At 71.2% G+C, this 24,373-nt stretch carries 24 protein-coding genes; 13 read left to right on the top strand and 11 right to left on the bottom strand.

Annotated elements, in window-relative coordinates; all coding sequences use genetic code 11:
• Positions 1-21 precede the first annotated feature (21 nt).
• Both F1721_RS01500 and F1721_RS01495 read right to left on the bottom strand, forming a co-directional pair.
• Positions 22-2,427 carry a sensor histidine kinase gene (locus F1721_RS01500; RefSeq protein ID WP_150064662.1) on the bottom strand — a complete coding sequence of 802 codons (2,406 nt, stop codon included), beginning with the start codon at positions 2,425-2,427 and terminating at the stop codon, positions 22-24.
• 303 nt (positions 2,428-2,730) lie between these two features.
• Positions 2,731-3,762, bottom strand: a complete 1,032-nt coding sequence (locus F1721_RS01495) for a right-handed parallel beta-helix repeat-containing protein (protein ID WP_150064661.1) — start codon at positions 3,760-3,762, stop codon at positions 2,731-2,733.
• A gap of 237 nt (positions 3,763-3,999) precedes the next feature.
• Here F1721_RS01495 and F1721_RS01490 point away from each other — a divergent pair, with 237 nt between their 5' ends.
• Positions 4,000-4,818, top strand: a complete 819-nt coding sequence (locus F1721_RS01490; protein ID WP_246154002.1) for a polysaccharide lyase — start codon at positions 4,000-4,002, stop codon at positions 4,816-4,818.
• A 131-nt stretch (positions 4,819-4,949) separates the two neighbouring features.
• Here F1721_RS01490 and F1721_RS01485 read toward each other — a convergent pair whose 3' ends face one another.
• A complete protein-coding gene (locus tag F1721_RS01485; protein WP_150064660.1) occupies positions 4,950-6,059 on the bottom strand; it encodes a hypothetical protein in 1,110 nt (369 codons plus the stop codon).
• 1 nt (position 6,060) lies between these two features.
• Positions 6,061-7,563 (bottom strand): sodium:solute symporter family protein, encoded by a 1,503-nt coding sequence (locus F1721_RS01480; RefSeq protein WP_150064659.1) that lies wholly within the window; start codon positions 7,561-7,563, stop codon positions 6,061-6,063.
• 127 nt (positions 7,564-7,690) lie between these two features.
• Here F1721_RS01480 and F1721_RS01475 point away from each other — a divergent pair, with 127 nt between their 5' ends.
• The 3 genes from F1721_RS01475 to F1721_RS01465 all read left to right on the top strand — a co-directional run bounded on the left by F1721_RS01475 (position 7,691) and on the right by F1721_RS01465 (position 10,293).
• Positions 7,691-8,485, top strand: a complete 795-nt coding sequence (locus tag F1721_RS01475; RefSeq protein WP_281288730.1) for an NAD-dependent epimerase/dehydratase family protein — start codon at positions 7,691-7,693, stop codon at positions 8,483-8,485.
• Between the two features lie 155 nt (positions 8,486-8,640).
• Positions 8,641-9,435, top strand: a complete 795-nt coding sequence (locus F1721_RS01470; protein WP_150064658.1) for an IclR family transcriptional regulator — start codon at positions 8,641-8,643, stop codon at positions 9,433-9,435.
• 93 nt (positions 9,436-9,528) lie between these two features.
• Entirely contained in the window at positions 9,529-10,293 is a 765-nt protein-coding gene (locus F1721_RS01465) for an SDR family NAD(P)-dependent oxidoreductase (RefSeq protein ID WP_150064657.1), read from the top strand.
• A 60-nt stretch (positions 10,294-10,353) separates the two neighbouring features.
• Here the strand turns inward: F1721_RS01465 and F1721_RS01460 are convergent, their stop codons facing one another.
• From F1721_RS01460 to F1721_RS01445, 4 genes are all read right to left on the bottom strand, one after another.
• Positions 10,354-10,680: a LapA family protein gene (locus F1721_RS01460; protein WP_246154000.1), complete on the bottom strand. Its 327-nt coding sequence runs from the start codon at positions 10,678-10,680 to the stop codon at positions 10,354-10,356.
• Between the two features lie 81 nt (positions 10,681-10,761).
• A complete protein-coding gene (locus tag F1721_RS01455) occupies positions 10,762-11,541 on the bottom strand; it encodes a sugar phosphate isomerase/epimerase family protein (RefSeq protein WP_150064655.1) in 780 nt (259 codons plus the stop codon).
• Positions 11,542-11,554: 13 nt separating this feature from the next.
• Entirely contained in the window at positions 11,555-12,478 is a 924-nt protein-coding gene (locus tag F1721_RS01450; RefSeq protein ID WP_246153998.1) for a sugar phosphate isomerase/epimerase family protein, read from the bottom strand.
• Entirely contained in the window at positions 12,478-13,608 is a 1,131-nt protein-coding gene (locus F1721_RS01445; RefSeq protein WP_150064654.1) for a Gfo/Idh/MocA family protein, read from the bottom strand. Before F1721_RS01445 ends, F1721_RS01450 begins: the two co-directional genes overlap by 1 nt.
• 159 nt (positions 13,609-13,767) lie before the next feature.
• On the opposite strand from F1721_RS01445, the gene F1721_RS01440 reads away from it, so the two are divergent.
• From F1721_RS01440 to F1721_RS01415, 6 genes are all read left to right on the top strand, one after another.
• Positions 13,768-14,991 carry an ROK family transcriptional regulator gene (locus F1721_RS01440; RefSeq protein WP_150064653.1) on the top strand — a complete coding sequence of 408 codons (1,224 nt, stop codon included), beginning with the start codon at positions 13,768-13,770 and terminating at the stop codon, positions 14,989-14,991.
• A 91-nt stretch (positions 14,992-15,082) separates the two neighbouring features.
• On the top strand, positions 15,083-16,369 hold the full coding sequence (locus F1721_RS01435) for an ABC transporter substrate-binding protein (RefSeq protein ID WP_150064652.1): 1,287 nt from the start codon (positions 15,083-15,085) through the stop codon (positions 16,367-16,369).
• Complete coding sequence (locus tag F1721_RS01430; RefSeq protein WP_150064651.1) at positions 16,369-17,292, top strand: carbohydrate ABC transporter permease; 924 nt, start codon at positions 16,369-16,371, stop codon at positions 17,290-17,292. Before F1721_RS01435 ends, F1721_RS01430 begins: the two co-directional genes overlap by 1 nt.
• Positions 17,292-18,179 (top strand): carbohydrate ABC transporter permease, encoded by an 888-nt coding sequence (locus F1721_RS01425; protein ID WP_150064650.1) that lies wholly within the window; start codon positions 17,292-17,294, stop codon positions 18,177-18,179. Before F1721_RS01430 ends, F1721_RS01425 begins: the two co-directional genes overlap by 1 nt.
• A 34-nt stretch (positions 18,180-18,213) precedes the next feature.
• Positions 18,214-19,293 carry a Gfo/Idh/MocA family protein gene (locus F1721_RS01420; protein WP_150064649.1) on the top strand — a complete coding sequence of 360 codons (1,080 nt, stop codon included), beginning with the start codon at positions 18,214-18,216 and terminating at the stop codon, positions 19,291-19,293.
• Positions 19,290-20,027 (top strand): ThuA domain-containing protein, encoded by a 738-nt coding sequence (locus F1721_RS01415; RefSeq protein WP_150064648.1) that lies wholly within the window; start codon positions 19,290-19,292, stop codon positions 20,025-20,027. The genes F1721_RS01420 and F1721_RS01415 overlap by 4 nt, the downstream gene beginning before the upstream one ends.
• Before the next feature lie 43 nt (positions 20,028-20,070).
• Here the strand turns inward: F1721_RS01415 and F1721_RS01410 are convergent, their stop codons facing one another.
• From F1721_RS01410 to F1721_RS01400, 3 genes are all read right to left on the bottom strand, one after another.
• Positions 20,071-20,901, bottom strand: coding sequence for an arginase family protein (locus F1721_RS01410; RefSeq protein WP_150064647.1), 831 nt, complete (start codon positions 20,899-20,901; stop codon positions 20,071-20,073).
• Between the two features lie 179 nt (positions 20,902-21,080).
• Entirely contained in the window at positions 21,081-22,094 is a 1,014-nt protein-coding gene (locus F1721_RS01405; protein WP_150064646.1) for a PQQ-dependent sugar dehydrogenase, read from the bottom strand.
• Between the two features lie 125 nt (positions 22,095-22,219).
• On the bottom strand, positions 22,220-23,146 hold the full coding sequence (locus F1721_RS01400) for an oxygenase MpaB family protein (protein ID WP_150064645.1): 927 nt from the start codon (positions 23,144-23,146) through the stop codon (positions 22,220-22,222).
• A gap of 183 nt (positions 23,147-23,329) precedes the next feature.
• Here F1721_RS01400 and F1721_RS01395 point away from each other — a divergent pair, with 183 nt between their 5' ends.
• The 3 genes from F1721_RS01395 to F1721_RS01385 all read left to right on the top strand — a co-directional run bounded on the left by F1721_RS01395 (position 23,330) and on the right by F1721_RS01385 (position 24,293).
• Positions 23,330-23,557 (top strand): hypothetical protein, encoded by a 228-nt coding sequence (locus tag F1721_RS01395; protein WP_150064644.1) that lies wholly within the window; start codon positions 23,330-23,332, stop codon positions 23,555-23,557.
• A 62-nt stretch (positions 23,558-23,619) separates the two neighbouring features.
• Entirely contained in the window at positions 23,620-23,901 is a 282-nt protein-coding gene (locus tag F1721_RS01390; protein ID WP_150064643.1) for a metal-sensitive transcriptional regulator, read from the top strand.
• A 35-nt stretch (positions 23,902-23,936) separates the two neighbouring features.
• Positions 23,937-24,293 (top strand): hypothetical protein, encoded by a 357-nt coding sequence (locus tag F1721_RS01385; RefSeq protein ID WP_150064642.1) that lies wholly within the window; start codon positions 23,937-23,939, stop codon positions 24,291-24,293.
• The last annotated feature ends 80 nt before the right edge of the window (positions 24,294-24,373 follow it).

Raw genomic sequence — 24,373 nt, 5'->3', positions numbered from 1 at the left:
ACTTCTCGTTGTCTGGTCTGCTCACGCGCGGTCGTCCGGCGCATCGCCGGAGCCGCCGCGGAAGGCCCGCCGGAACCCGGCCAGCTTGCTGGGCGAGGCGACCACGCCCTGCTCCTCCTGGTCCGGGTCGTCGCGCAGGCCGTCCGCCAAGTTCGCCTGCGGGACCCGCTTGGGCAGCGGCGGCCGTCCGCTCTTCGGCTTCCGCTGCTCCTCCTGCACCGCCGCCGGATCGGCCGCCGGCTCCGGCGCCGGGTCCGACTGCGGCCACTCGTACGCGGTTTCGGCCGGCGCCGCTGCCGCCGGGTCGGGCTGGTCGGTCATGACCCCATTCCAGCTCAACTCGCGCGGCTGCGGCACCGCCGCGAGATCGTGTCCGCCGCCACTCCGGTCCGCGGGGGCGGCGGGCGGGCTCAGCGGCCCGCTGCCGTTGCTCGTGGTCAGCGAGGTGTCGGCGTCGAGCAGCCGGTCCGGCAGCAGCACCGTCGCCCGGGTGCCGCCGTAGGCCGAGACGCCGAACTCCACGGCGATGTCGCGGCGGTGCGCCAGCCGAGCCGCGGTGAACAGGCCGAGCTGCTCGGCCTTGTTGCTCTCCAGCACCAGCCGGTCGAACTCCGGCGGGGTGGACATCATCTCGTTGGCCCGCTCGCGGGTCTCCTCGCTCATGCCCAGGCCCTGGTCGGCGATGTCGATCGCGACGCCGCGCGCGACCTCCTTGACGTCCACCTGCACCTGGGTGTTCGGCGGGGAGAACGCGGTGGCGTTGTCGATCAGCTCGGAGATCAGGTGGATGGTGTCGCCGACGGCGGCGCCGTTGACCATCACCTTCGGGACGTGCCCGATGACCACCCGCGAGTACTGGTCGATCTCGGAGATCGAGGAGCGCAGCACGTCCATCAGCGCGACCGGGCGGCTCCACCGGCGACCGGGCTGCTGGTCGCCGAGCACCAGCAGGTTCTCCACCGTGCGCCGGGCGCGGGTGGTGGAGTTGTCCAGCTCGAACAGCTTGGCCAGCTGCGCCGAGCTCTCCTCGTTCTTCTCCAGCTGGTCGATGGTGCCGTGCATCTGCCGCAGCAGCCGCTGGATGCGGTGCGCCATGCCGACGAACACCACGCGCGCGCCCTGCCGGGCCCGGGTCTCGCCGACCGCGGCGTCCATCGCCTGCCGCTGGAACAGCTGGAGGGCCTGCGCCACCTGGCCGACCTCGTCGTTGCCGTAGTTCTCCAGCGCGGACATCTCGGTCTTGACGTCGACCGGCTCGCCCTCCCGCAGCCGCCGCACCACCTCGGGCAGCTTGTTGGCCATCACCAGCGACTCGGTGCGCAGGCCCTGCAGCCGGGTCAGCAGGGCCTCGTCGACCACCGTGCGGTACACGCGGCGGGCGTAGACGAAGGACACCAGCGCGACGACCAGCGCGGCCAGGCTGCCCCACAGCACCGTCCACAGTGCATCGTTGCCGCTCTCGACCGCGACCGCCGACACCTCGTCGGCCTGCGCGGTGACCATCGCGGAGAGCTCGGTGCCGACCTCGTCGGAGATCCGGCGCCACTCCTCGAGGCCGATCGGCAGCGCGTCACCGCTGTCCAGGCCGGGGCTGCCGATGAGCCGGTCCTCGGCCGCGACCAGCTGCTGCCAGGACGGGCTGGTCAGCAGCTTCTGGTACCGGTCGTGCACGGCCGGGCGCATGCTGGAGGCGTTCTGCTCCAGCGTGCTGTGGTACGAGTCGATGTAGCGGGTGAGCTCGCGGTGCTGCTCCGGGCTCAGCTGCCTGGTGTCGAGCACGGTGCCGACCAGCGACGTCTCCCGGGAGAACAGGTCCGAGGCGCGGAGCAGGTCGGTCGCGGCGATCGCGCCCTGCCGGGTCTCCGGGTCGAGGGTGAGCTTCGCCTGCACGTCGGCCATCCGGGTGGCCGTGTCGAAGAGGGTGTCGTAGAAGTCGACGACCTCGGCGTAGGAGATCTGCCCGGAGGTCACCCGCGACCGGACGCCCTCCATCCGATCGAGCTGGTCGGTCAGGTCGGTCATCGAGCGCCGGATCTCCTCCGGCGCCGAGTCGAGCAGCCCGGCCGCGGTCCGGTTCATGTCGTTGACGGCCCGGTCGGTCCGGCGCTGCTGGTCGAGCAGCTCCGCCGGGTTCCGGCCCGGACCGTCGACGGTCTCGAGGGTGAGCAGGCGTTCCTTCTTCACCTCCTCGAGCGCCGCCATCGCGGGCAGCGACATCTGCCGCACGCTGGTCGCGACCTGCTGGGTGTAGATGGCCTCGAACGCGAACAGGGCGCACCCGACCGCCCAGAGGATGAAGACGACGATCCACGGGATGACGACCGACCACGTCAGCCGCGACCGGATCGAGTTCTTCTCCTGCCCTGCCCGGCGCCCTCTCCGCTTCTCCGGAGGAGCCAACGACTCGTTCTGGGTTGTCACTTCCATGCACTCTCAATGGTTCTGGCCCGTGCGGAAACCGTCCGTCCGCGCCGAAGTGCAGCGCGCGGCCGCGAACGACCCGCGCGCTGCCGACAGGCGCTGCTCGATCAGCGTGCTGCTCCGGCTCCTCTCCGACCGATCTCGGCGCCCGCACGTCCGGCGCGCTCGCTCGTCCCCGATGCGAACGCACTGTATCGAACTAAGATCATCCGATAGTGACCGAACTGACCTTTCCGCGGAGTTGTGCTGAACAACTCACGCGCTGACTCCGACGGCCCGCCGGACGACCCCCGAACGGCCCAGCGGCGCTCACCCGATCGGCTCCACATCGGAGAAACCGGAGCCCGCGTTGACCACCGTGTTGTCCCGGTAGACCTCGTTGCGCTCGGCGCCGCAGCGCTCGTCGTGCGGCAGCTGGAAGCCGTAACCGGCCGCCTGCACGTCGGCGTGGTTGTCGTGGAAGACGTTGCGGCAGCCCCAGCCGTCCACCCGCTGGATCACCTTGAAGCCGTGCTCGAAGGACTTCACCCCGCGGTTGGCGGAGATCTGGTAGCCGTTGCCCTTGGCGCTGACCCAGCTCTCCGCGGAGTTCTGGCCGGTCATGCCCTGCCCGTCGAAGGAGTTGCGCAGCACCTCGCCGTCGGCGGTGCCCTCCTTGATGTCGACGTGCTCGGCGCGGACGTCCGGGCCGAGGCGGTTGTCCAGCGCCTTGTTGCGGTCGCTGCGGTCCGGCTGGCCGGGGGTGTCGCCGTACTTGTCCCAGTTGCTCTCCGCCGACCCGAAGTAGAGGCCCTCGCCGTACTGCGGCTGCTCGGTGCCGGTGTTGTGCACGTAGGAGTTCTGGATGACGTTGTCGGAGCTGGCGGCCCGGAAGTGCACACCCTCGTCGGCGATCTCGCGCACCTCGACGCCGTCGATGACGTTGTGGTTGGAGCGGTCCAGCACGATGCCCTTCGCGGACCTCTCCACGGTGAAGCCCTGCAGCCGCCAGTGGTCGGCGCCGTTGAGGTGCAGGCCGTAGCCGCAGTAGCTGACGTCGCGGCCGTCGGGGACGTTGGGGTCGCAGCCGTTCTGCGTGTTGGACAGCACCGCGTCGGCGGGTCCGGTAAGCGTGATCGGCGCGGACCCGGTGCCGCTGGCGGTGGTGAAGAAGGTGCCGTCGTAGTTGCCGGGGGCGAGTTCGACGGTGTCGCCGGGCTGGGCCTGCGCCAGCGCCCGGGCGAGCTCCTCGGCGTTGGTGACCGGGATCACCGCGCGCTCGGCGGCGAACGCGGTCGCCGCGGTGGTCAGCGCGAGCCCCGCGGTCAGCACCGCGATCCGCCGCAGTCGGGTGGTCGACATCGTTCCTCCTCGGAGTCGACGGGTCGGCGGCGGAGGACCCGGGGCCGGAGGTCCGGCCGGAATCACCTTGGCGCATCCGGAAAAAATCGTCAACGAGAACCCTCTCCGGGCAGCGGTGGAGGGTTGACCGAGCCCCGGTTCCTGGTGTGTGCTTGGAGATCGCCGGGACCCTTCCCGGCGCTGACCGCTCCGCCGCCCGGTCGACATCGAAGCACTACCCGATGCGAGGTGTACGACGTGCGGAAGAGACGATTGACCGGGTTGACCGGGATCGCGCTGGCGGCGCTGCTGGCGCTGTCCGCGGCGCCGGGCGGGGCCTCCCCCGCCGCCGAGCCGTGGCGCGGCGGGTTCGCCGACTTCCCGAACGATTCCTGGAAGCAGCAGTGGGGTTTCGTCGCCGAGGGCGACTGGGGTTTCGACCGGATGACACCGCAGGGCGAGGAGCTCGACGTCCTCTACGGCAAGGGCTCCTCGGCGCCCTCCTGCGGTGACTGCCCGAGCGAGGGCGGTGGCCAGTTCTACACCGACTTCCGCTCGATCGGCCGCGACGACCTCGCCGACGCGCCGGTGCTGCACCTGAGCTACCAGGTGCGGTTCCCCGCCGACTGGGACTTCGGGGAGCGCGGCGGGAAGCTGCCGGGCCTCTACGGCGGCCCGCCCGGGCAGGCCAGCGGTGGCCAGCACGGCGACGCCTGGTCGACCCGGTACATGTGGCGGATCCGAAGCGACGAGCCGAAGGCCACGGTGTACGTCTACGACCCGTCGATGGGCGACGGCTACGGCGAGGACGTCGGCCTGGGGTCGTGGCTCTGGCAGGCCGACGACCAGTGGCACACCGTGGAGCAGGCGGTGGACCGCACCAGCGGCACCATCACGGTCTGGTACGACGGCCAGAAAGTGCTGGAGGAACGGGGAATTCACGAGGTCGCCGACATCCCGTTCTCGGGGATCTTCTTCTCCACCTTCTTCGGCGGCCACGACACCTCCTGGGGCCCGAGCCGCGACGTGCACGCGCAGTTCCGGGACTTCCAGGTGTCCACTTCGAAGTCGAGCTGAGCGCAGGCGGGTGCGGGGGCAGGCCTTCCGCACCCGCGACTCGTTCGGAGTTGCGGAGTCGGGGGCTCGCTCCCGCCGCCAGGTGTTGCGAGCCCCCGACCCACCACCACCGACCCGGCGAGGTCGGCGAGTCACCGGTGGGCCTCCTCGACCGCGCGCCGCAGGTGCGGCCAGCGCGCGGGTCCGGCCAGGCCGAGGTGGTAGAGGTGCAGTTCGTCCGCGCCCGCAGCGCGGAGATCCCGCACGTACTGCGCCGTGTCGGGCACTTCCGGCCCGACCGCTGTGACGTAAGCGCCGATGTCCACTGCGGACGGTGCGTGCGCGATCTCGGCGATTCCCGTGGGTTTCCAGCACGGCAGCACGACACCGTCCACTTCCCCGGCGGCGGAGGGCGTGAGCCCCGGGAGGGCTCCCGTCGCCCACGGGTCCGCGCTGGCGTGCAGGAGCACTCGCCGCTGCGGGCCGATCTGCTCGCACACCTCCCGCCGCAGCCGGTCGGTCGCGCGTTGCCGGTTGCCCAACAGCACAGCTCTGAGATCGACGGGCAACCGGTCGTCCTCGGCCGTCAGGTCGTCGCTGATCAGCCGTCGCACTTCCGCTCGCAGCAGTTCGCTGGTCGCGACCGGATCGATCCCCTCCTCCGCCCAGCCCGCGGAGCACGCCGGGCAGCAGCACACCGAGAGCAGCCGCGCGGCGGCGGGCGACCACACCGCGTCGGTCTTCTCGTGCTGGTGCTGGTGCACGACGCCGAGCTGCCCGCAGGCCTCCAGCACGACCGTCCGCACGTCAAGGTCGGCGAGCGCCTCCGCGGTCAACCGGACCGCGAACTCGCGCACCTCCTCGTGCGCCGGGCACAGCGCCCACGGGTAGTGCTCCCCGAAGCAATTGCGCACGGTGAACTCCGGAAAAGCGCTGCCCAGCAACGAGTTGTGGGTCAGCACCAGCCAGGCCGCCGTCGGGACGCCCGCTGCGGACAGCAGCCGGACCGCATCGCCCGCGCTGTCCGGGGAATCCACCCAGTCGGCCGCGGCTGGACGCAGCACTCCCCACCCGGTCCGCACCGGCCGGTACAGCGCGGCGTGCCGGGCCAGGACGCTGGTGCCGCGCTTCGACCACGGGGTCGCCGCCCGCGCGCTGTGGTAGGCGACCGCCACGGCGACCTCGTCGACGCCGAGATCCGTTGCGCGGTCCAGGAATTCCGCGTCCACGTCCCACGGGTAGCTGTAACCGGTGACCCGCACGTCAGTCCCCCGCCGCCGAACGGGCCGCCGGGGCGGGGCCCGACGTGCGGTCGAGTTCGGCCAGCATCTCGTCGACCCGCTCGGTGCGCTCCGAGGCGACCAGCCCCAGTCCGATGTAGAGCGCCAGGGAGACCAGGATCGGCGTGGCGACCGTGGCGGTCTGGCTGGCGTCGAGCCCGTAGTAGAGCACGCCGTAGGTCAGCAGCCCGCCCGCCCAGGACACGATCGCCGCACGCGCTCCGCAGCGGCGGAACCACGGCAGCATGCCCAGCAGCAGCGGTACCGAGATCGGGCCCATCAGCGCCGCGACCCACGAGACCACGATGGACAGCACACCGCCGAGGTTCTGCGCCTGGGTGGCCACCGCCATGCTCAGCGCGATGAAGCTGAACGTCGCGATGCGCCCGGTGCGCAGCCGCTGGATCTCGGTGAAGCGCCGCGCCTTGCGCCACAGCACCGGCAGCACGTCGCGGGTGATCACCGCCGAGATCGCGTTGGCGTCGGAGGCCACCATCGCCATGGTGTGGGAGAACATCCCGGCCAGCACCAGCCCGATCATGCCCGGCGGCAGCAGCGCCTGGGTCATCGCCGCGTAGGAGGTGGTCGGGTCCTCCAGGCCGGGCACGAACAGCGGCGCGGCGAACATCGGGAACATCAGCACCAGCGGCCAGAGCAGGTACAGCGCCGAGGACAGCAGCGCGCCGCGCCGGGCCTCCCGGGAACCTGGCGCGGCCATGTAGCGCTGCGCCAGGTTCCACATCCCGCCGTTGTACTCCAGGGTCTTGACCAGCACGTACACCAGCAGGAACACGGTGGTGTAGTCGCCGGTGACCGGTGAGGTGTGCCCGGCGGGCAGCCGGTCCCACATCGTCCACAGCCCGGAGATGCCGCCGAGCCCGTCCAGCACCGCCCAGATCATCACTATCCCGGCCGCCGCCTGGATGACGAACTGGCCGAAGTCGGTGAGCGCGTCGGCCCACAGCCCGCCCGCGGTGCAGTACAGCAGGGTGACGGTGCCGGTGATCGCGATGCCCCAGAGCAGCGGCACCCCGGCGAAGGAGTCGAGCAGGACGGCCACCGCGAACCACTTCGAGGCCACGTCGAAGACCTTCAGCGAGGAGCCGCTCCAGGCCAGCACCTGCTGGGCCGGGACGTTGTAGCGGCGGGCCAGGAACTCCAGCGGCGAGGCGACGCCGAACCTGGTGCGCAGCCGGTTCCACCGGGCGGCGAACAGCCAGGCGCCGATCGCCACCCCGACGCCGATGCTGGCGAACCCCCAGAAGTACACCGTGACGCCGTCGGTGTAGGCGACACCGGCGTAGGCCACGAACATCACCGCGCTGTAGCCGGACATGTGGTGCGAGATCCCCGCCAGCCACCACGGCATCCGGCCGCCGGCGATGAAGAAGTCCTTGTCGGTCTTGACCCTGCGGTGCGACCACCAGCCGATGACCAGCATCAGCCCGAAGTAACCGCACACCGTTGCCCAGTCGAGAGCGTGCACCGGCCGACCCCTTCGTCGTTCACATACTTGAACGATGGCCCGATTTTCGAATAAATTCGTTCATGAGAAATCTGCCGCAGAACGCTAGTATGACCCAGATCACGTGTCAACCGAAGGGAGCGACAGGGTGACGCAACGGATCCTGATCACCGGCGCGGCGGGCGGCATGGGCACGCTGCTGCGCCCCCGGCTGCGCCGCCCCGACCGGGTCCTGCGCCTGCTGGACATCGCCCCGATCCCCCCGCCGCGACCGGACGAGGCGGTGGAGACCGTCCGCGGCTCGCTGACCGACCCGGACGTGATGGCGGCGGCCTGCCAGGACGTCGACGCGGTGCTGCACCTGGGCGGGCACAGCCGCGAGAACAGCTGGGCCGAAACGCTTTCGGTGAACATCGACGGCACGCGGACCGTGCTGGAGGCGGCGCGCGCTGCCGGTGTCGGCCGCGTGGTGCTCGCCTCCAGCAACCACGCCGCGGGATTCCGCGAGGTGGCCGACGCCGCCCCCGGCGGGCTGCCCGCCGACTCACCGCCCCGCCCGGACACCTACTACGGCGTGAGCAAGGCGGCGGTCGAAGCCCTGGGCAGCCTGTACCACTCGCGGTTCGGCATGGACGTCGTCTGCATCCGCATCGGCTTCTGCTTCGAACGCCCCGCCGACGTGCGCGGCCTGTCCCTGTGGCTGTCCCCGGACGACGGCGCGCGGCTGTTCGAGGCCTGCCTGGCGCACCCCGCGCCGGGCTACCGGGTCATCTGGGGCGTCTCGGCCAACACCCGCCAGGTCTGCTCGCTGGCCGAGGCCGAGGAGCTGGGCTACAAGGCGCGGGACGACGCGGAGCGGTTCGCCGCCGAACTCCCACCGGGCGACCAGCACCGCTACCTCGGCGGCCCGTTCACCACCACCCCGCTCGGTGTGCCGAACTGACGCCGACTTCGCGCGAAACCACCGGTCCGCACGAGGCCGATGTGGCGGTTTCGCGCGAAATCGCCCCTCTTGAACGTCGTTCATGTATGCGAACGCGGTGTTGGCCTGATTAGGATCGTGAACGGCGTGACGTCGCGACGGAGGAGGACCTGGACATGGCCCGACCGGCAGCCGCTGGCAGCGCATCCGAAGCGGCCGGGGTGAAGTCGGCGCGGCGCGCGATCGACCTGGTCGAGGTGTTCGCCGCGCACCCCTCCTGGCTGTCGCTGTCGGACCTGCACGTCAAGACCGGCTTCCCGCGCTCCAGCCTGCACGGCCTGCTGCGCACGCTGCTGGACGCGGGCTGGCTGGAGGCCGACTCCAGCAACACCCGCTACCGGCTGGGCGCGCGGGCGCTGATCTGCGGCACCGCGTACCTGGACCGCGACCCGGCGATCCGCTTCGCCACCGAGGCCCTGGAGGAGCTGCGCGAGCAGACCGGGTTCACCACGCACTACGCGCGGCTGGTCGGCAACCAGGTGGTCTACCTGGAGACCCGCGAGTCGCAGCGCTCGACGTACCTGACCTCCAAGATCGGCCGCACGCTGCCCGCGCACGCGACGGCGCTCGGCAAGGCGCTGCTGGCCGAGCTGACCCGCGAGGAGGTCGCCGAGCTGTTCCCCGACCCGCTGCCCGCGCTGACCGAGAACACCCTGGTGTCGCTGGAACAGCTCCACGAGGCCTGCGCCACCACCCGCGAGCGCGGCTACGCGGCCGAGGTGGAGGAGGGCACGCCCGGCATCCGCTGCGTGGCCGCGGTGGTGCCCTACCGCATCCCCGGCACCGACGCGATCAGCTGCTCGATGCCGATCGACCAGACCACCGACGCCAAGGCCCGCAAGACCGGCGAACTCCTGACCAAGGTCACCGCGGACCTAGCCCAGCGCCTGCGCCGGGAGGGCATCCGCTGACCGCGCGATCGCGATGGCCGATTACCGCCAGCCCCCGAGCTGCAGCGCCAGCAGCATTGGTTCGTCCGATGACGACGAACCTTCGAGGAAGAGATGAACACGGCGCGTTTCGAGTCCAAAGTGGTCCTGGTCACCGGTGCGACCTCCGGCATCGGCGAGGCCACCAGCCGGCGGTTGGCCGCCGAAGGTGCGGCGGTGGTCCTGGCGGCCCGCAGCGAGGACGTCGGCGAGGAGCTGGCGGCCGACATCCGCGCGGCGGGCGGCCGGGCGCTGTTCGTGCCCACCGACGTGACGGTGGAGAGCGAGGTCGCGGCGCTGGTCCGCGCGGCGGTGGACGAGTTCGGGCGACTCGACGGCGCGTTCAACAACGCGGGTGCGGTGAGCGCCTTCGGCGCGGTGCAGGACATCGCCGCCGACGGGTGGCACGGCGAGATCGAGCTGAACCTGAGCAGCGTCTACTTCGGTCTGAAGCACCAGGTTCCGGCGATCCTCGCCTCGGGCGGCGGGGCGATCCTCAACAACGCCTCGAACCTGGGCGTGGTCGGCATGGGCAGCGTTTCGCCCTACGTGGCGGCCAAGCACGGTGTCGTCGGCCTGACCAAGGCGGTCGCGCTGGAGAACGCCGCCCGGGGCATCCGCGTCAACGCCATCGCCCCTGGCGCGGTGGACACCCCGGCGTTCCGCACCAGCATGGGCGCGACGCCGGAGGGCGAGGCGCAGATCGCCGGGCTGCACCCGGTCGGCCGGGTCTCCAAGCCCGAGGAGGTCGCCGCGTTCGCGGCGTTCCTGCTCAGCGACGAGGCCAGCTTCATCACCGGGGCCAACCTGTCCGTCGACGGCGGCTTCACCGCTCAGTGACCGGAGTCCGGAACTCGTGAGCGCGCACCGGTGTCCGGACACCGGTGCGCGCTCACGACCTCACTTCTGCTTGCGGGCGCGGTGCTTGGCGGAGCGGCGCAGCTGCAGGATCCGCGCCGTGCCGACCAGCGCGACCAGCAGCGCACCGGCCAGCACGGCGAAGAGCATCGCCACGCCCAGCGGCAGGTTCCCGGCCATCCACAGGAAGTGCACGGTCACGCCGTCGGAGTTCTGCAGGATGAAGACGAGCAGGAACACCAGCACGACCGCTGCCACGACGACGGACACCCAGATCCCACCGGTCCGGGTCCGGGCCAACCGCTCCTCGTCCACCCGGTGCCCAGCACCGCCCACGCCCTCGGTCTCGTCCACACCGTTCTCAACCATGCGGATCATCATCAACGCCAACGGTGCCGCCGGGCCCCGCGCACGCCGACCCATCCCCCGATCCAGTGACACCGCCGCCGGTCAGGACCACGTGGTGCGGCCGTCGGACACCAGGGTCGCGGCGTTGGTGGCGAGCAGGTCGAACGGGTCCAGGTCCGCGGTGTCGATCTCGACCACGTGCCAGCGGATCGACGACGAACCGGCGAGGACCCCGCGCACGTCCACGCGCCCGGTCCCGATCGGGGTTTGCGGAGCTCCCGGTTCCGCCGGACCGTCCTTGAGGTGGAGCGCGACCGCCCGGTCGCCGAGCTCGGCCAGCACCGACGCCGGGTCGGCACCGGCCGCAACCGCCCAGTAGACGTCCAGCTCCGCGAGGAGCCGTGCGCTGGTGCGGCGCCAGAAGCGGTCGTATCCCGTTGTGCCGTCGGGCAGGCGGGCCCACTCGAACCAGTGGTTGTGGTAGCCCAAGCGCAGGCTGACCGCCGATTCGGCTGCTGCGCCCAGGGTTTCGGCGAACGCGTCGAGCTGGCCCGGATCGGCGAAGGTCTCCTCGCCGAAGCCCCGGACCAGGCGCGGGTGCGGGATGAAGGCCGTGTCCGCCCCCAGGACCGCGCACTCCTCCTCGAGTTCCGCGATGTCGCCGGGCAGCCCGGCGTGCACTGCCGAGACCGCCAGTCCCGCCGCGTCCAGGTCAGCTCGCAGGGAGCGGGCCGCCGCCAGCCGCTCGGCCGAAGTGCGGTCCGGGGAACCGAGACCGAAGGGCTCGACGTGGCGGAAGCCGATCGCGGCCAGCCTCGCCAGGGTTGCGGGCCGGTCGGCGGCCAGTTGGTCGCGAACGCTGTAGAGCTGAACGGAGAGCACCGCCACCTCCCGGTCAGCCGACGATCAGCGGGCGCAGGGTGCGGTGCGCGATGTTCAGGCCCTGGGTGATGCGCTCGTCGTCGCCGCCCCACACCGGGTCCTCGTGCTCCACCGACAGCGTTCCGGTGAAGCCGTGCTCGTAGAGCCGGTCCACCACGCGCCCCCAGTCCACCTGCCCCAGGCCCGGCACGCGGTAGCGCCACCAGCCCATGTCCCACGGGTTGCCGCCCTTGTCGACCTTGCCGAAGAAGCCGTACCGCTGGCGCGCGGCCGCATCCAGCTCCACGTCCTTGGCCTGGGCGTGCACGATGCGGTCGATGTAGGGCGCGATGGTCTCCACCGGGTCGATGCCGATCCACGTCAGGTGCGACGGGTCCCAGTTCAGGTACAGGCCCAGCCCGAACATCCACTCCCACAGCTCCGGCGAGTACGCCAGGTTGCCGGGGTAGCCGTCCGGGTGCCAGCCCTCCATCACGCAGTTCTCCACGATGATCTTCACACCGCGCTCGCCCGCGTAGTCCACCAGCTCCGGGAAGATCCGCTCGGCCTCGGCCAGGTTGTCGGCCACCGACTTCGTCCAGTCCCGGCCCACGAACGTCCCCACGCAGGGCACGCCGAGCGCCTGCGCGGCGTCGATCGCGTGCCGCAGGTGCGTGCGGATCTCCTCGCGCCGCACCGGATCCGGGTGCAGGTTGTTCTCGTAGTAGGCGAACGCCGACAGCGCCAGGCCGTGCTCGTCGAACAGCGCCAGGGTCTCTTCGACCTCGCGCGGGCCGAAGTCGGCGACCGGCAGGTGCGCGGCCTCGAAGTCGCGGCCGCCGGTGCTGGGCCAGACCGCCACTTCCAGCGCCTCGTAACCGGCCTGCGCGGCCCATCCGGCGATCCGGTCCAACGACCACTGCGGGAGGCACGCGGTGAGCATTCCGAGCTGCATCATCACACCTTCGTCCAGGAACCGTTGCGGGCGGAGCGGAGGACGGCGTCGACCAGCCGCGCCGAGCGCAGGCCGTCCTCGAACGTGGGCAGCCCCTCCGGGCTGCCGCCGTCGATCGCGGCGTAGGTGTCCGCGACGAACGCCTCGAAGCACTGGGCATAGCCCTGCGCGTGCCCGGCGGGCAGCTTCGACAGCCGCCGCTGCTCGGGCGATCCGTGCTCGGGATCGCGGACCAGGATGCGGTTGCCGTCGACGCCGCCGAGCCAGATCCGCTCCGGCTCCTCCTGGTCGAACACCGCGCTGCCCCGCGCCCCGTCGAGCTCGAACCACAACCGGTTCTTCCGACCGGCCGCCACCTGCGAGATCGTCGCCGACCCCAGCACCCCGGACGCGGTGCGCAGCAGCAGCGCCGCGGAGTCCTCGGTGCGCACCTCGACCCGGTCACCGGCGACCTCGGTGGGCCCGGCGAAGGTCGGCCCGGACGCGGCCGGACGGGTCGGGATCGCGATGCTGAGCTCGGCGAGCAGATCGGTGAAGGTCTCCCCGGACACCCACTGGACCAGGTCGCACCAGTGCGAGCCGATGTCGGCGAACGCCCGGGACGCCCCGCCCAGCTCCGGGTCGACCCGCCAGCTGGAGGCGTCCGGCGAGAGCATCCAGTCCTGCAGGTAGCTGCCGTGCAGCAGGTTCCAAGGACCGAACTCCCCCGCCTGGCGGCGCGCCCGGATCTCCCGCACCACGGGGTGGTAGCGGTAGACGAACGGCACCGTGGCCACCAGCTCGCTCGCGCGGGCCGCAGCGGCCATGTCCTCTGCCTCGGCGAGCGAGATGCCCAGCGGCTTCTCGCAGATCACGTGCTTGCCCGCGCGGAGCGCGGCTTCGGCTAACGGCGCGTGGGTGGCGTTGGGGGTGCAGATGTGCACGACGTCGACGCGGTCGTCGGCCAGCACCTCGGCGAGGTCGCCGTAGGCCGCCACGCCCCAGCGCTCGGCCACTTCGCCCGACCGCGCCGCCGAGGACGCCAGCACGCCGACCACGTCGGCACCGGCGAGCAGCGCCGCGCGGCGGTGCACCTCGCCGATCATCCCGGCGCCCAAGATGGCCGCGCCGCGCCCGGAAGGTCCAGGGCTCACAGGGGAGCCTCCTTCGTCGGATCAGTTGACTGCTGCGGGTGTCTCACGCCCGATTTACGTCGTGATTAAAACTAGATCTCCTCCTTTATACCGACAAGATCTGCTATTTATTTTCTTTTCAGTCATTAATCAGCAGGATTTCAGTCAGGAGCTGCGACGATGGGGTGGGAACCGGTCCGCTTGGCGGTGCCGCGGACGTCCGGACGAGCCGACGACAGCCTGGTGCACAGCAGCCTGGCCAGGCTGATCGCCTCCGGCGCGGCGGAGAGCAGGGGCGAGCTGGTGCGCGCCACCGGGCTGTCCCGGTCCACTGTGCACAGTCACCTCGACGCGCTGATCACCGCCGGGGTCGTCGTCGAGCGCGGCCCGGTCGGCAGCGGCGGCCGGGGCCGCCCGGCGCACCGGCTGGCGATCGCACCGCGCGCCGGGGTCGTGCTCGCCGCCGACGTCGGGGTGCACAGCACCCGGCTCGCGGTCGCCGACCTCGGCCAGGACGTGCTCGCCGAGCGCGAGGTGGAGCTGGAGATCGCCGTCGGCCCGGAGCGCTCGCTGGACGTGCTCACCGACCACCTGCGCAAGCTGCTGGTCGACGCCGGAATGCCGCCGGAGAAGGTGAAAGCGCTGGTGATGGGGCTGCCCGGCCCGGTGGACTCGCGGATGGGCATGCCGGTGCGACCACCGATCATGCCCGGCTGGGACGGCTTCCCGGTCGGCGACGCGATGGCCGCCCGGTTCGCCTGCACCGCCGCGGTGGACAACGACGTCAACCTGATGGCGCTCGGCGAGGCCCGCGCGCTGCCCGCCGAGGAATCCCCCCTGCTGTTCCTGAAGGTCGGCACCGGCATCGGCGGCGGCGTCGTCTCCGCGGGCGGGGAGCTGCACCGCGGTTCCGACGGCGCGGCCGGGGACATCGGGCACATCCGGGTGCCGGGCGCCGACGACGTGGTCTGCCAGTGCGGCAACGTCGGCTGCGTCGAAGCCGTCGCCTCCGCCGACGCGGTGCTCCGCGCGCTGCGCACCGAGGACGGCGGGCCGCGCAACGTGGAGGACCTGGCGCAGCTGCTGCGCGACGGCGACGCCACCGCGGTGCGCCAGGTCCGCACGGCGGCGGCGACGATCGGCGAGGTCGTGGCCATGCTGGTGCACTTCTACAACCCGAAGCGGATCGTCCTCGGTGGACTGATCACCGCGACGGGCGACGACCTGCTCGCCGGGATCCGCAGCGTCGTCTACCGCCGCGCCTTGCCGCTGGCGACCCGCCACCTGTCGCTGGCCAACAGCACGCTCGGCCGCTCCGCGGGACTGGCCGGTGCGGTCGTGGCGGGCATCGAGAACGTGCTCTCCGCCGACGGAATCCGCGGTCTGCTGCGGGAGAAGCCTTGACACACCGCGCTCGCGGGACTGACCATGTGGACGTCTCACGCCGTTCGACCGGTGCCGGGTGCCGTCCCGCCACCAGCGAAGCGGAGAGACCATGCAGCTGAGACGAGCGCCCGCCTGGGCGGTTCTCGCCACCACCGCAGCGATCACCCTCACCAGCTGCGTCAGCGCCCCGGCCACCGGCCCGGTCGGCGAACACGCACCCCGGACCCCCGTCGTGGACCCCGCGATCGCCCGCGGCGCGACCGGCGACGTGACGATCTGCGGCAACCGGGACAACGGGACCTACGCCAAGCTCACCGAGACGTTCAACGCCAAGCGCACCGGGGTCACCGCGCACTACCTGGAGATCGGGCAGGACACCGACTCCACCCGCACCCAGGCCGTCCAGCGCCTCGAGGGCGGCTCCCGCGGCTGCGACATCTACCTGATGGACGTGACCTGGGTCAGCGAGTGGGCCGCGCAGGGCTGGATCCAGGACCACAGCAGGCTGGTCGAGGCGCACCGCGCCGACCTCATCCCGTCCACTCTGGAGACCGCGCGCTACGACGGGCGGTTCTGGGCAGTGCCGCTCTACACCAACGCGGGCCTGCTGTTCTACCGCCAGGACCGGGTGCCGCCGCCGACCACCTGGTCCCAGGTCTACGCCAACGCCGCTGCCGACCCGCAGCACAAGGTGGAGATGCAGGCCAAGCGCTACGAGGGCCTGACCGTGAACTTCCTGGAGATGCTGTACTCCGCGGGCGGGTCGGTGATCGACGAGGACGGCAACGTCACCATCGACTCCCCGCAGACCCGCGCCGTGCTCCGCCTGATGACCGAGGGGCTCAACTCCAGAGCGGTCGACCGGGCGAGCCTGACCTACGACGAGGACGCCGGGCGGCGGGCCTACGAGTCCGGGCGCGCCGGATACCTGCGGCAGTGGCCGAGCGCGCTGAAGCAGATTGAGCAGACCGGAGCCGGTCCGGGCACCGCGGTGTCCCCGCTGCCCGCCTTCGACGAGCACAGCGAGCCCGCGGCGGTGCTCGGCGGCTGGAACCTGGCCATCGCCACCGAAGCCGCCAACCCCGCCGGTGCGGTGGCCGTCATCGACCACGCCACCAGCGCCGAGTTCCAGAAGTCCATGGTGCTGGAGCACTCCCAGGCCCCGGTGCGCGCTGCGACCTACGACGATCCGGAGGTCATCGCCGAGCTGCCGTTCATCCCGCAGCTCAAGCAGTCGGTGCTCAGCGCCAAGCCCCGCCCGAAGTCACCGGTGTACCCGCAGCTGTCCCGGGCCATCTACCGGAACGTCTACCAGGTGATCTCCGGCCAGACCGAGGTGGAGGCGGGCGTGCGGAAGATGGCCGAGGACATCCGGACCGCTCAGGAGACGTTCTGATGACCGCGATGACACCGACCCGCCGACGCCGCCGGGTCGACCAGCAGCAGCGGCGCACCGCGGTGTGGATGGTCTCCCCCGCGCTGGTGGTGATGTTCCTGGTGGCCGCCGTGCCGATCGGCTACGCGGTGTGGCTGTCGCTGAACGTCTACAGCGTGCGGCAGGCCGACCTGTCCCAGTTCGTCGGGCTGACCAACTACTGGAACGCGCTGACCTCGCCGGAGTGGTGGACGGCGTTCCGCCAGACGTTCTTCTTCGCGATCGTCTCGGTGGGGCTGGAGATCGTGTTCGGCGTCGCGATGGCGCTGCTGCTGAACCTGGCCTTCCGCGGGCGGGGCCTGCTGCGCTCCACGCTGCTGGTCCCCTACGCGGTGCTGACCGTCGTCTCGGCGATCACCTGGCAGGCCATGTTCGAGTCCAACCTCGGCCTGGTGACCGGGATCCTGCGCGCCCTGGGCCTGCCCGGCGGCGAGCACGTGTGGCTGGCCGAACCCGGCTACGCGATGACCGTGATCATCGTCGCCGACGTGTGGAAGACCGCGCCGTTCGTGGCGCTGCTGGTGCTGGCCGGGCTGCAGGTCATCCCGCCCGACGTCTACGAGGCCGCCGACCTGGACGGGGCGAGCCGCTGGCAGACCTTCTGGCGGGTCACGCTGCCGCTGCTGCGCCCGGCGATCGCGCTGGCCGCGATCTTCCGGCTGCTGGACGCGCTGCGCGTCTTCGACCTGCCGTTCGTGCTGACCAAGGGCGCCAGCGGCACCGAGACGATGTCCATGCTCGCCTACCAGGAGCTGCGCGAGGGGCGGCTGATCGGCCCCGGCTCGGCGCTGTCGATCCTGACCTTCGCCACCGTGATGGTGGTGTCCCTGGTCTACATCCGCTTCGCCGGCGGCAACATCCGCGACGTCGCGAAGGAGAGCTGATGGCGACCGTCCTCGTCCCCGCCGAGACCACCGCCCCGGCCCCGGCTCCGGCCGGACGCCGGGACCGCAACCGGCTGCGCCCGCTGGCGCTGGTCTTCGCCGTGCTGGTGATGCTGGCCTCGCTGGTGCCGTTCTACTGGCTGATCAACACCTCGCTGAAGACCGGCGCCGAGCTGTCCTCGGGCAGCCTGTTCCCCACCGCGCCGTCGCTGCAGAACTACCTCGAAGTCCTGCAGGACGGGAAGTTCCTGACCGCGCTGCGGAACTCGGTCGTCGTCGGGGTGGTCACCACCTCGCTGGCGCTGCTGCTGGCCTCGTTCGCCGCCTACGCGCTGGCCCGGCTCAAGCTCCCCCGCAAGGGCCTGATCCTCGCGGCGGTGCTGTCGGTGACCACGTTCCCGGTCATCGCGATCGCGGCCCCGATGTTCAAGATCTGGAGCGACCTGGGCATCTACGACACGCTGCTCGGGCTGATCATCCCGAAGCTCACCTTCGCGCTGCCGATGGCGATCTTCGTGCTCACCTCGTTCTTCCGCGAGATCCCCTTCGAGCTGGAGGAGTCGGCGCTGATCGACGGCGCCACCCCGTTCCAGGCGTTCCGCAAGGTGATCCTGCCGCTGGCGGTGCCCGGCATCGCCACCACCGCGATCCTGGTGTTCATCTCGGTGTGGAACGAGTTCCTGCTCGCGGTCACACTGACCTCCACGCCGACCGCCCGCACGGTTCCGGTGGCCATCGCGTTCTTCGCCGGGACCAACGAGTTCGACCAACCCATCGGCACCATCAGCGCGGCCTCGGTGATCGTCACCCTGCCGCTGCTGCTCCTGGTGCTCGTCTTCCAGAAGCGCATCGTGGCCGGTCTGACCTCCGGCGCGATCAAGGGCTGAAACCACCCGTCACAAGGTGAAGGAGACCATATCCATGAGTCCGATCCGGGTCGGCGTCGTCGGCATCGGCTGGGCAGGCCAGCAGCACCTCGCGGCCTACCAGGACCTGCCGGATGTCGAGATCGTCGCGATCGCGGGCAAGGAACCGGAGCTGCTGGCCTCGCTCGGCGCGCAGTACGGGGCGTCGATGCTGTTCGAGAGCTGGGAGAAGCTGCTCGAGGTGCCCGATCTCGACGCGGTCAGCATCGCGGTGCCGACGTTCCTGCACGCGCCGATCGCCATCGCCGCGCTCAAGCGCGGGTTGCACGTGCTCAGCGAGAAACCGCTCGCCCGCAACGCCGTCGAGGGCCAGCAGATGGTCGACGCGGCCCGCTCCGCGGGGCGGGTGCTGGACGTGGTGTTCAACCACCGGCTGCGCGGTGACATCCAGACCCTCGGCGAGATCATCCGGCGCGGTGAGCTCGGCCGCCCGTACTACGCGAAGGCGTCGTGGATGCGCCGCCGCGGCATCCCGCTGCTGGGCAGCTGGTTCACCAACCAGGAGATGTCCGGCGGCGGACCGCTGGCCGACATCGGCGTCCACGTCCTCGACTACGCGCTGTTCCTGCTGGGCGAGCCGCGCGTCCTGTCGGTCAACGCGGTCACCTACTCGGAGCTGGGCCCGCGCGGGATCGGCGGCATGAAGCGGGAAACCGCCGACCAGAGCACCTCGGAGTACGAGGTGGAGGACTTCGCGGCGGCGTTCGTGCGCTTGGAGGGCGGCGCCACGCTGGTGCTGGAGACCTCCTGGGCGGCGTTCCGCAGCCCGGACGACCTGATCGACTTCAGCGTCCTGGGCACCGACGGCGGCGCGGAGCTCAAGGCCGTCGGAGCGACGAAGAAGCTGGTCGGCGACCTGCACGTGTACCGCGACGTGGACGGCGAGATCGCCGACTACCAGCCCACCGCGCAACCGGGCCGCGCGCACGCAGGCGTGGTGGAGAACTTCGTCCAGGTCCTCCGCGACCCGGCCCGGTGGCCCACCAACGACGGCTCCCTCGCCCTGAAGCGAGCCCGCATCATCGACGCCTGCTACCAGTCCGCCACCGAGAACCGGGAGATCGTGGTCGAATGAGCGCGCTGCGCATCACCGTCTGGAACGAAGGCGTGCACGAGTCCACAAAGGACCCCGTCGGGATGGACGAGTACTACCCCGACGGCATCCACGGCGCGCTCGCGTCCGGGATCGGCGAGCAGATCCCGGACGCCACCGTGCGCACCGCGCTGCTCAGCGACCCCGAGCACGGGTTGACCGAGGAGGTGCTGGCCGACACCGACGTTCTGCTGTGGTGGGGGCACAAGGCGCACGGCCAGGTCGACGACGCGGTCGTGGACCGGGTGCAGCAGCACGTGCTCGGCGGCATGGGGCTGCTGGTCCTGCACTCCGGGCACTTCTCCAAGATCTTCACCCGCCTGCTGGGCACCACCTGCTCGCTGAGCTGGCGCAACGCCGCGGAGCGCGAGGCGGTGTGGACGGTGAACCCGACGCACCCGATCGCCGAGGGCGTGCCGAACCCGCTGGTGATCCCGGAGCAGGAGACCTACGGCGAGCTCTTCGACATCCCGGCCCCGGACGAGCTCATCTTCATCAGCTCGTTCAGCGGCGGCGAGGTGTTCCGCTCCGGGGTGACCTTCAACCGCGGCCGGGGGCGGATCTTCTACTTCAGCCCCGGCGACGAGCGCTACCCGGTCTACAACCAGCCGGAGATCAAGCGCGTCATCGCCAACGGGATCCGCTGGGCGGCCCGGCCCGGCGTGGACCGGGTCGCGCCGAAGGTCTCCAACCCGGACCGCGATTGGTACCTCTGAACCGGGGCGGGCACCTCCCGCTGCGGAGGTGCCCGCCCTCCCCCTAAGCTCGCTCGACTGCTCGCAGGAGCGGTTCCAGGGCTTCGACGACCGGCGCCGCCGTCGTCGCTTCCGAGTCCGCTTCGAGCTCGCCGATCTCCACGCCGACGATCTCGCACTCGGCCAGCACCTCGGCGGCCCGGTGCAGGTCCGCGAGGCTCATCCCGCCGGGAACGCGGTAGTCGGTCGCCACGACGCCGGGTTCGAGCACGTCGCAGTCCAGGTGGACGTACACCGGCCGACCGCCGACCGCCCGGCGCAGCTCCTCCGGCAGCCGGGGGCCGACCGGGACCAGCCCGACCGCACCGCGGTCGATCAGGCGCTGCTCCGGCGGGTCGATGTCGCGCGCACCGACCAGAACCGCGTTCTGCGGCAACAACCCGCTCCCGAGCCCGGAGTCCCACAGGCCGAGCGGACCGCTCAGTGCCAGACCACCCAGGTAACCGGTGGGCGTCGTCTGCGGCGTGTTGATGTCGGCGTGCGCGTCGAACCACACCACCACCGCATCCGGCCGGTGAGCGGCGATCCGCGGCAAGGTGGCCAGCGCGACCGCGCAGCGGCTCAACGCGGTCACCGGCACACCACCGTCGGCGAGCAGCTGCTCGTACCGCCGGGACATGGCCTGCAGCTCCGGCAGGGCGGCCGCGAGCTCCTCCTCCCAGCCCACCGACAGCGCCGGACGCGGCTCACCGATGACGACGGGCTGGCCGCCGAAGCGCGCGGCGAGGCTCGCCGCCACGAGCTGCGAACCGACCATCCCCCGGTCGTTGTGGTCACCTGCGCAACCGGCGAAGTGCGTGAGCGCAACGGTGCCAGCGCGATGTGTCGCGGTCATCCCGCTCCTCCCTGGAGTGCTTCGGGAACTGCGGAGACCGTATGAACCGCCGACGTGCTGGCGCAATCGCAATTCGGGCGGTCAGCCGTTCGCCCCCGGCGCCAGCCGATCCGCCGCGGGCGGGTCCGCGCGGAGGGCGCCTCCTGCTGGTCCCGGCAGGAGGCGCCCTCCGGCCGGAATCACGGGGTGACGCTGAGGATCTGGTCGTCGTCGGGGCCGGGGTTGCCGTTGTTGTCCTGGTTGGAGGTCGTCACCCAGAGGGTGCCGTCCGGGGCCGAGACCGGCGTGCGGAGGCGGCCGTACTCGCCCTGGAACAGCGCGGTGGGCTCGCCGACCGAACCGTCGCCGTTGAGCGGGATCTGCCACAGCCGCTGCCCGCGCAGGGCCGCGACGTAGATGTTGCCGTCGTGGACGGCCAGACCGCTGGGCGAGGCCTCGCGCGTCGGCCAGGTCACCAGCGGGTCGACGAACTCGGCGTTGCCGCACTCGCCCTCGCACTCGGGCCAGCCGTAGTTCTTGCCGCCCTCGATGAGGTTGACCTCGTCCCAGGTGCTGTCGCCGAGCTCCGAGGAGTACAGCCGACCCGCGTCGTCCCAGTCGAGGCCCTGCGGGTTGCGGTGGCCCATCGAGTAGACCACCGAGTCGCCGAACGGGTTGCCCGGGGCCGGGGCGCCATCGGGGGTCATGCGCAGGATCTTGCCGTTGAGCGAGTTCTGGTCCTGCGCGCTGCCCTTGTCCTGGGCGTCCCCGGTGGCGGCGTAGAGCATGCCGTCCGGTCCGAAGGCCAGGCGACCGCCGTTGTGGAAGCGGTTCTTCTTGATCCCGGTCAGGATCGGCTGCGGGGCCTCGCCCAGCCGCAGCTTGGCGATCCGGTTGTCCTCGCTGGTGCTGTAGAAGACGAACACCGTCCGGTCGGTCTCGAACTCCGGCGACACGGCCAGCCCCATCAGCCCGCCCTCGCCGTCGGTCGGCTGCGAGTCCTCGATCTTCTGCACCTCGGTGACCTGGCCGTCCTTCAGGGACATGATCTGCCCGGTGTCGCGCTGGGTGAACAGCGCCGAGCCGTCCGGCAGGAACGCCAGGCCCCACGGGATGTCCAGGCCGGTGGCGACCGGCTTGGCCTCGGCCGCGGCGGCGGCCGGGGTGAGGGCCAGCATGAGCGCGGCGACGACCGCGCAGGTGCGACGGATCATCAACGACCTCCTCCCATCGCGGGCGCGCGAGCGCACGCGAACATCGCGGTGAGGCGGCGGTTCACCACTGGTGATCACAGCACGTGCGGATCCGGGCGCGTACCGCCAGCAGGAGGCACCGGGTTTCAGCCGACCTGGGCGGGCGAGTAGTGCTTGGGGTCGTCGCGGCGGTCCGACGGCGGAAGGTTGCGCGCCGGGGTTTCGACCAGCGGCGCGTCGGCCGGGACCTCGCCGCGCACGCGGCGCCACGCCGCCCGGGCGCGCGGGTGGTACCGCCGCTCGAACGGCACCAGGCGCCAGGCGAGCGCTAGCGCGCGGCCCAGGACGCGGAGGATCCGCTCGTCGCGCGCGGTCCAGCGGTAGCCGAGCTTGTCCCGGATGGCCTGGTCGTAGAGGCCGACGGTGAGCCAGACGAACCCGCGGCTGATCGGGATGCGGGCGAGCTTCCACAGCGGGGTGGGCAGCCAGCGCAGCAGGGGCGGTTTGCCGATCCGCGAGATGTCCAGGACGTCGCGGGTCGCCTTGTTGTCCTCCAGGACCTCTCGGCACATGTGGTCCCAGTACCGCTGGAAGCTCGGCCAGTCCGGCGGCACCGGGCGCATGCTCATCCCGTACAGCCGGTACCACTGGACGCCCTCGGCGTAGATCTGCTCCTTCTGCTCCTCGGTGAGCGGTTCGCCGAAGTGCTCGTTGACCAGGATCGGCATCACCAGGAACGTCGCGTGCGCCCAGAAGTAGGTGTCCGGGTTGAGCGCGTGGTAGGGGCGGCCGTGCTTGTCGACGCCCTTGATCGTGTTGTGGTAGCCGCGCACCTGCCGCGCGGTCTGCTCGGCGCGCGGGCCGTCGTAGACCACCCCGCCGATCGGGTACAGGGACCGGTAGAGCCGCTCCCACCGCTCGTCGAAGAACCGCGAGTGCTCCTCGACCCCCGCGCCGAGCTGCGGGTGCATGTTCTGCATCGACCCCGCCCACAGCGACAGCAGCAGCCCGCGCCAATCGCCGAAGTAGCGCCACATGAGCGAGTCCGGACCGAGCGGTGTCGGCTTCGACATCGGCGATCCCTCCAGAATCTGAGGACACCTGTTGGCAAAATAGGATCGCCGCGGTCGGCGCGTCAATCGCCCCAATGGCCGCCCGCGGTCGGCGCGTCAATCGCCCCAATGGCCGCCCGCGGTCGGCGCGGGTTCCGGCCACCTACACTCGACGGGGGACGCGACCAGGAGGACCCCGGACTGATGAGCAAGAGTCAACTCACCACCGTGCTGGTGCGCACGCTGCTGTTCTTCGTCGTCGCGGTGGTGCTCGGCTTCATCTCGGGCTGGCAGGTCTACGCCGTCATCGCGGTGGCCCTGACCGGCGGCGCGGCGCTGATCCAGCTGGGCGGTGTGCTGTGGCTGGCGCGCGCGGAGCGGGAGAAGCCGGACGCGGCGAAGGGGCCGGTCAAGCCGGAGGGCTTCCTCTGATCGACTTTGCCGAACAGTACCCCCCTAGGGTATAAAGGGAGCAGAACTCCGGGGAGGTGCCGATGCACGGCTACGCGCACGACAAGGACAACTACGCCAAGCGACTGCGGCGGATCGAGGGCCAGGTGCGCGGCCTGGCCCGGATGATCGAGGAGGACAAGTACTGCATCGACGTGCTCACCCAGGTCTCGGCCACCACCAAGGCCCTGCAGGCGGTGGCGCTGGGCCTGCTGGACGAGCACCTCAAGCACTGCGTCTCCGAAGCGCTGGCCGAGGGCGGCGAGCAGGCCGAGGACAAGATCCGCGAGGCCAGCGACGCGATCGCCCGGCTGGTGAAGTCCTGACGACCGGCGAACCCCGCCCCGGTATGGTGGGTGACGTGCGAGAACGTCCGGGTCTGCTGCGCTGGGGCCTGCTGCTGGCCCTGGCGCTCTGCGTCGTGGTGATGCACCACGTCCCGGCCCAGCACGAGCAGTCCCACCCGCCGGAGACCGCCGTCGTGCAGACCGCGGCGGCCGAGCACCACCACCCCCCGGCGGCCCCGGACCACGGCGCGCTGCACCTGTGCCTGGCGATCGTCGTCGGCTTCCTCCTGCTGCTGCTCCCCCAGCTCCGGCGCATCCTCCGCGCCGCGGCCGAACTGCCGAGGAACCTCGCGGTGGTCCTGCCGGTGCTGGTCCCGCCACCGCTCCCCGTGCCGCGAAGACTCGCGGCCCTCTGCGTCCTCCGCCGCTGATCGGCAGCTGATCGGCCACGGCACCGCGCCGTGGTCTCGATGACGCGTGCCCGAGAACAGCTCATGGAAGACGAGGACGA

Origin of the sequence: Saccharopolyspora hirsuta (genome assembly GCF_008630535.1) — a bacterium.
GTDB classification, from domain to species: domain Bacteria; phylum Actinomycetota; class Actinomycetes; order Mycobacteriales; family Pseudonocardiaceae; genus Saccharopolyspora; species Saccharopolyspora hirsuta.
Note: the sequence above shows the minus strand (reverse complement) of the source record. Positions and strands in the feature narration are given on the sequence as shown.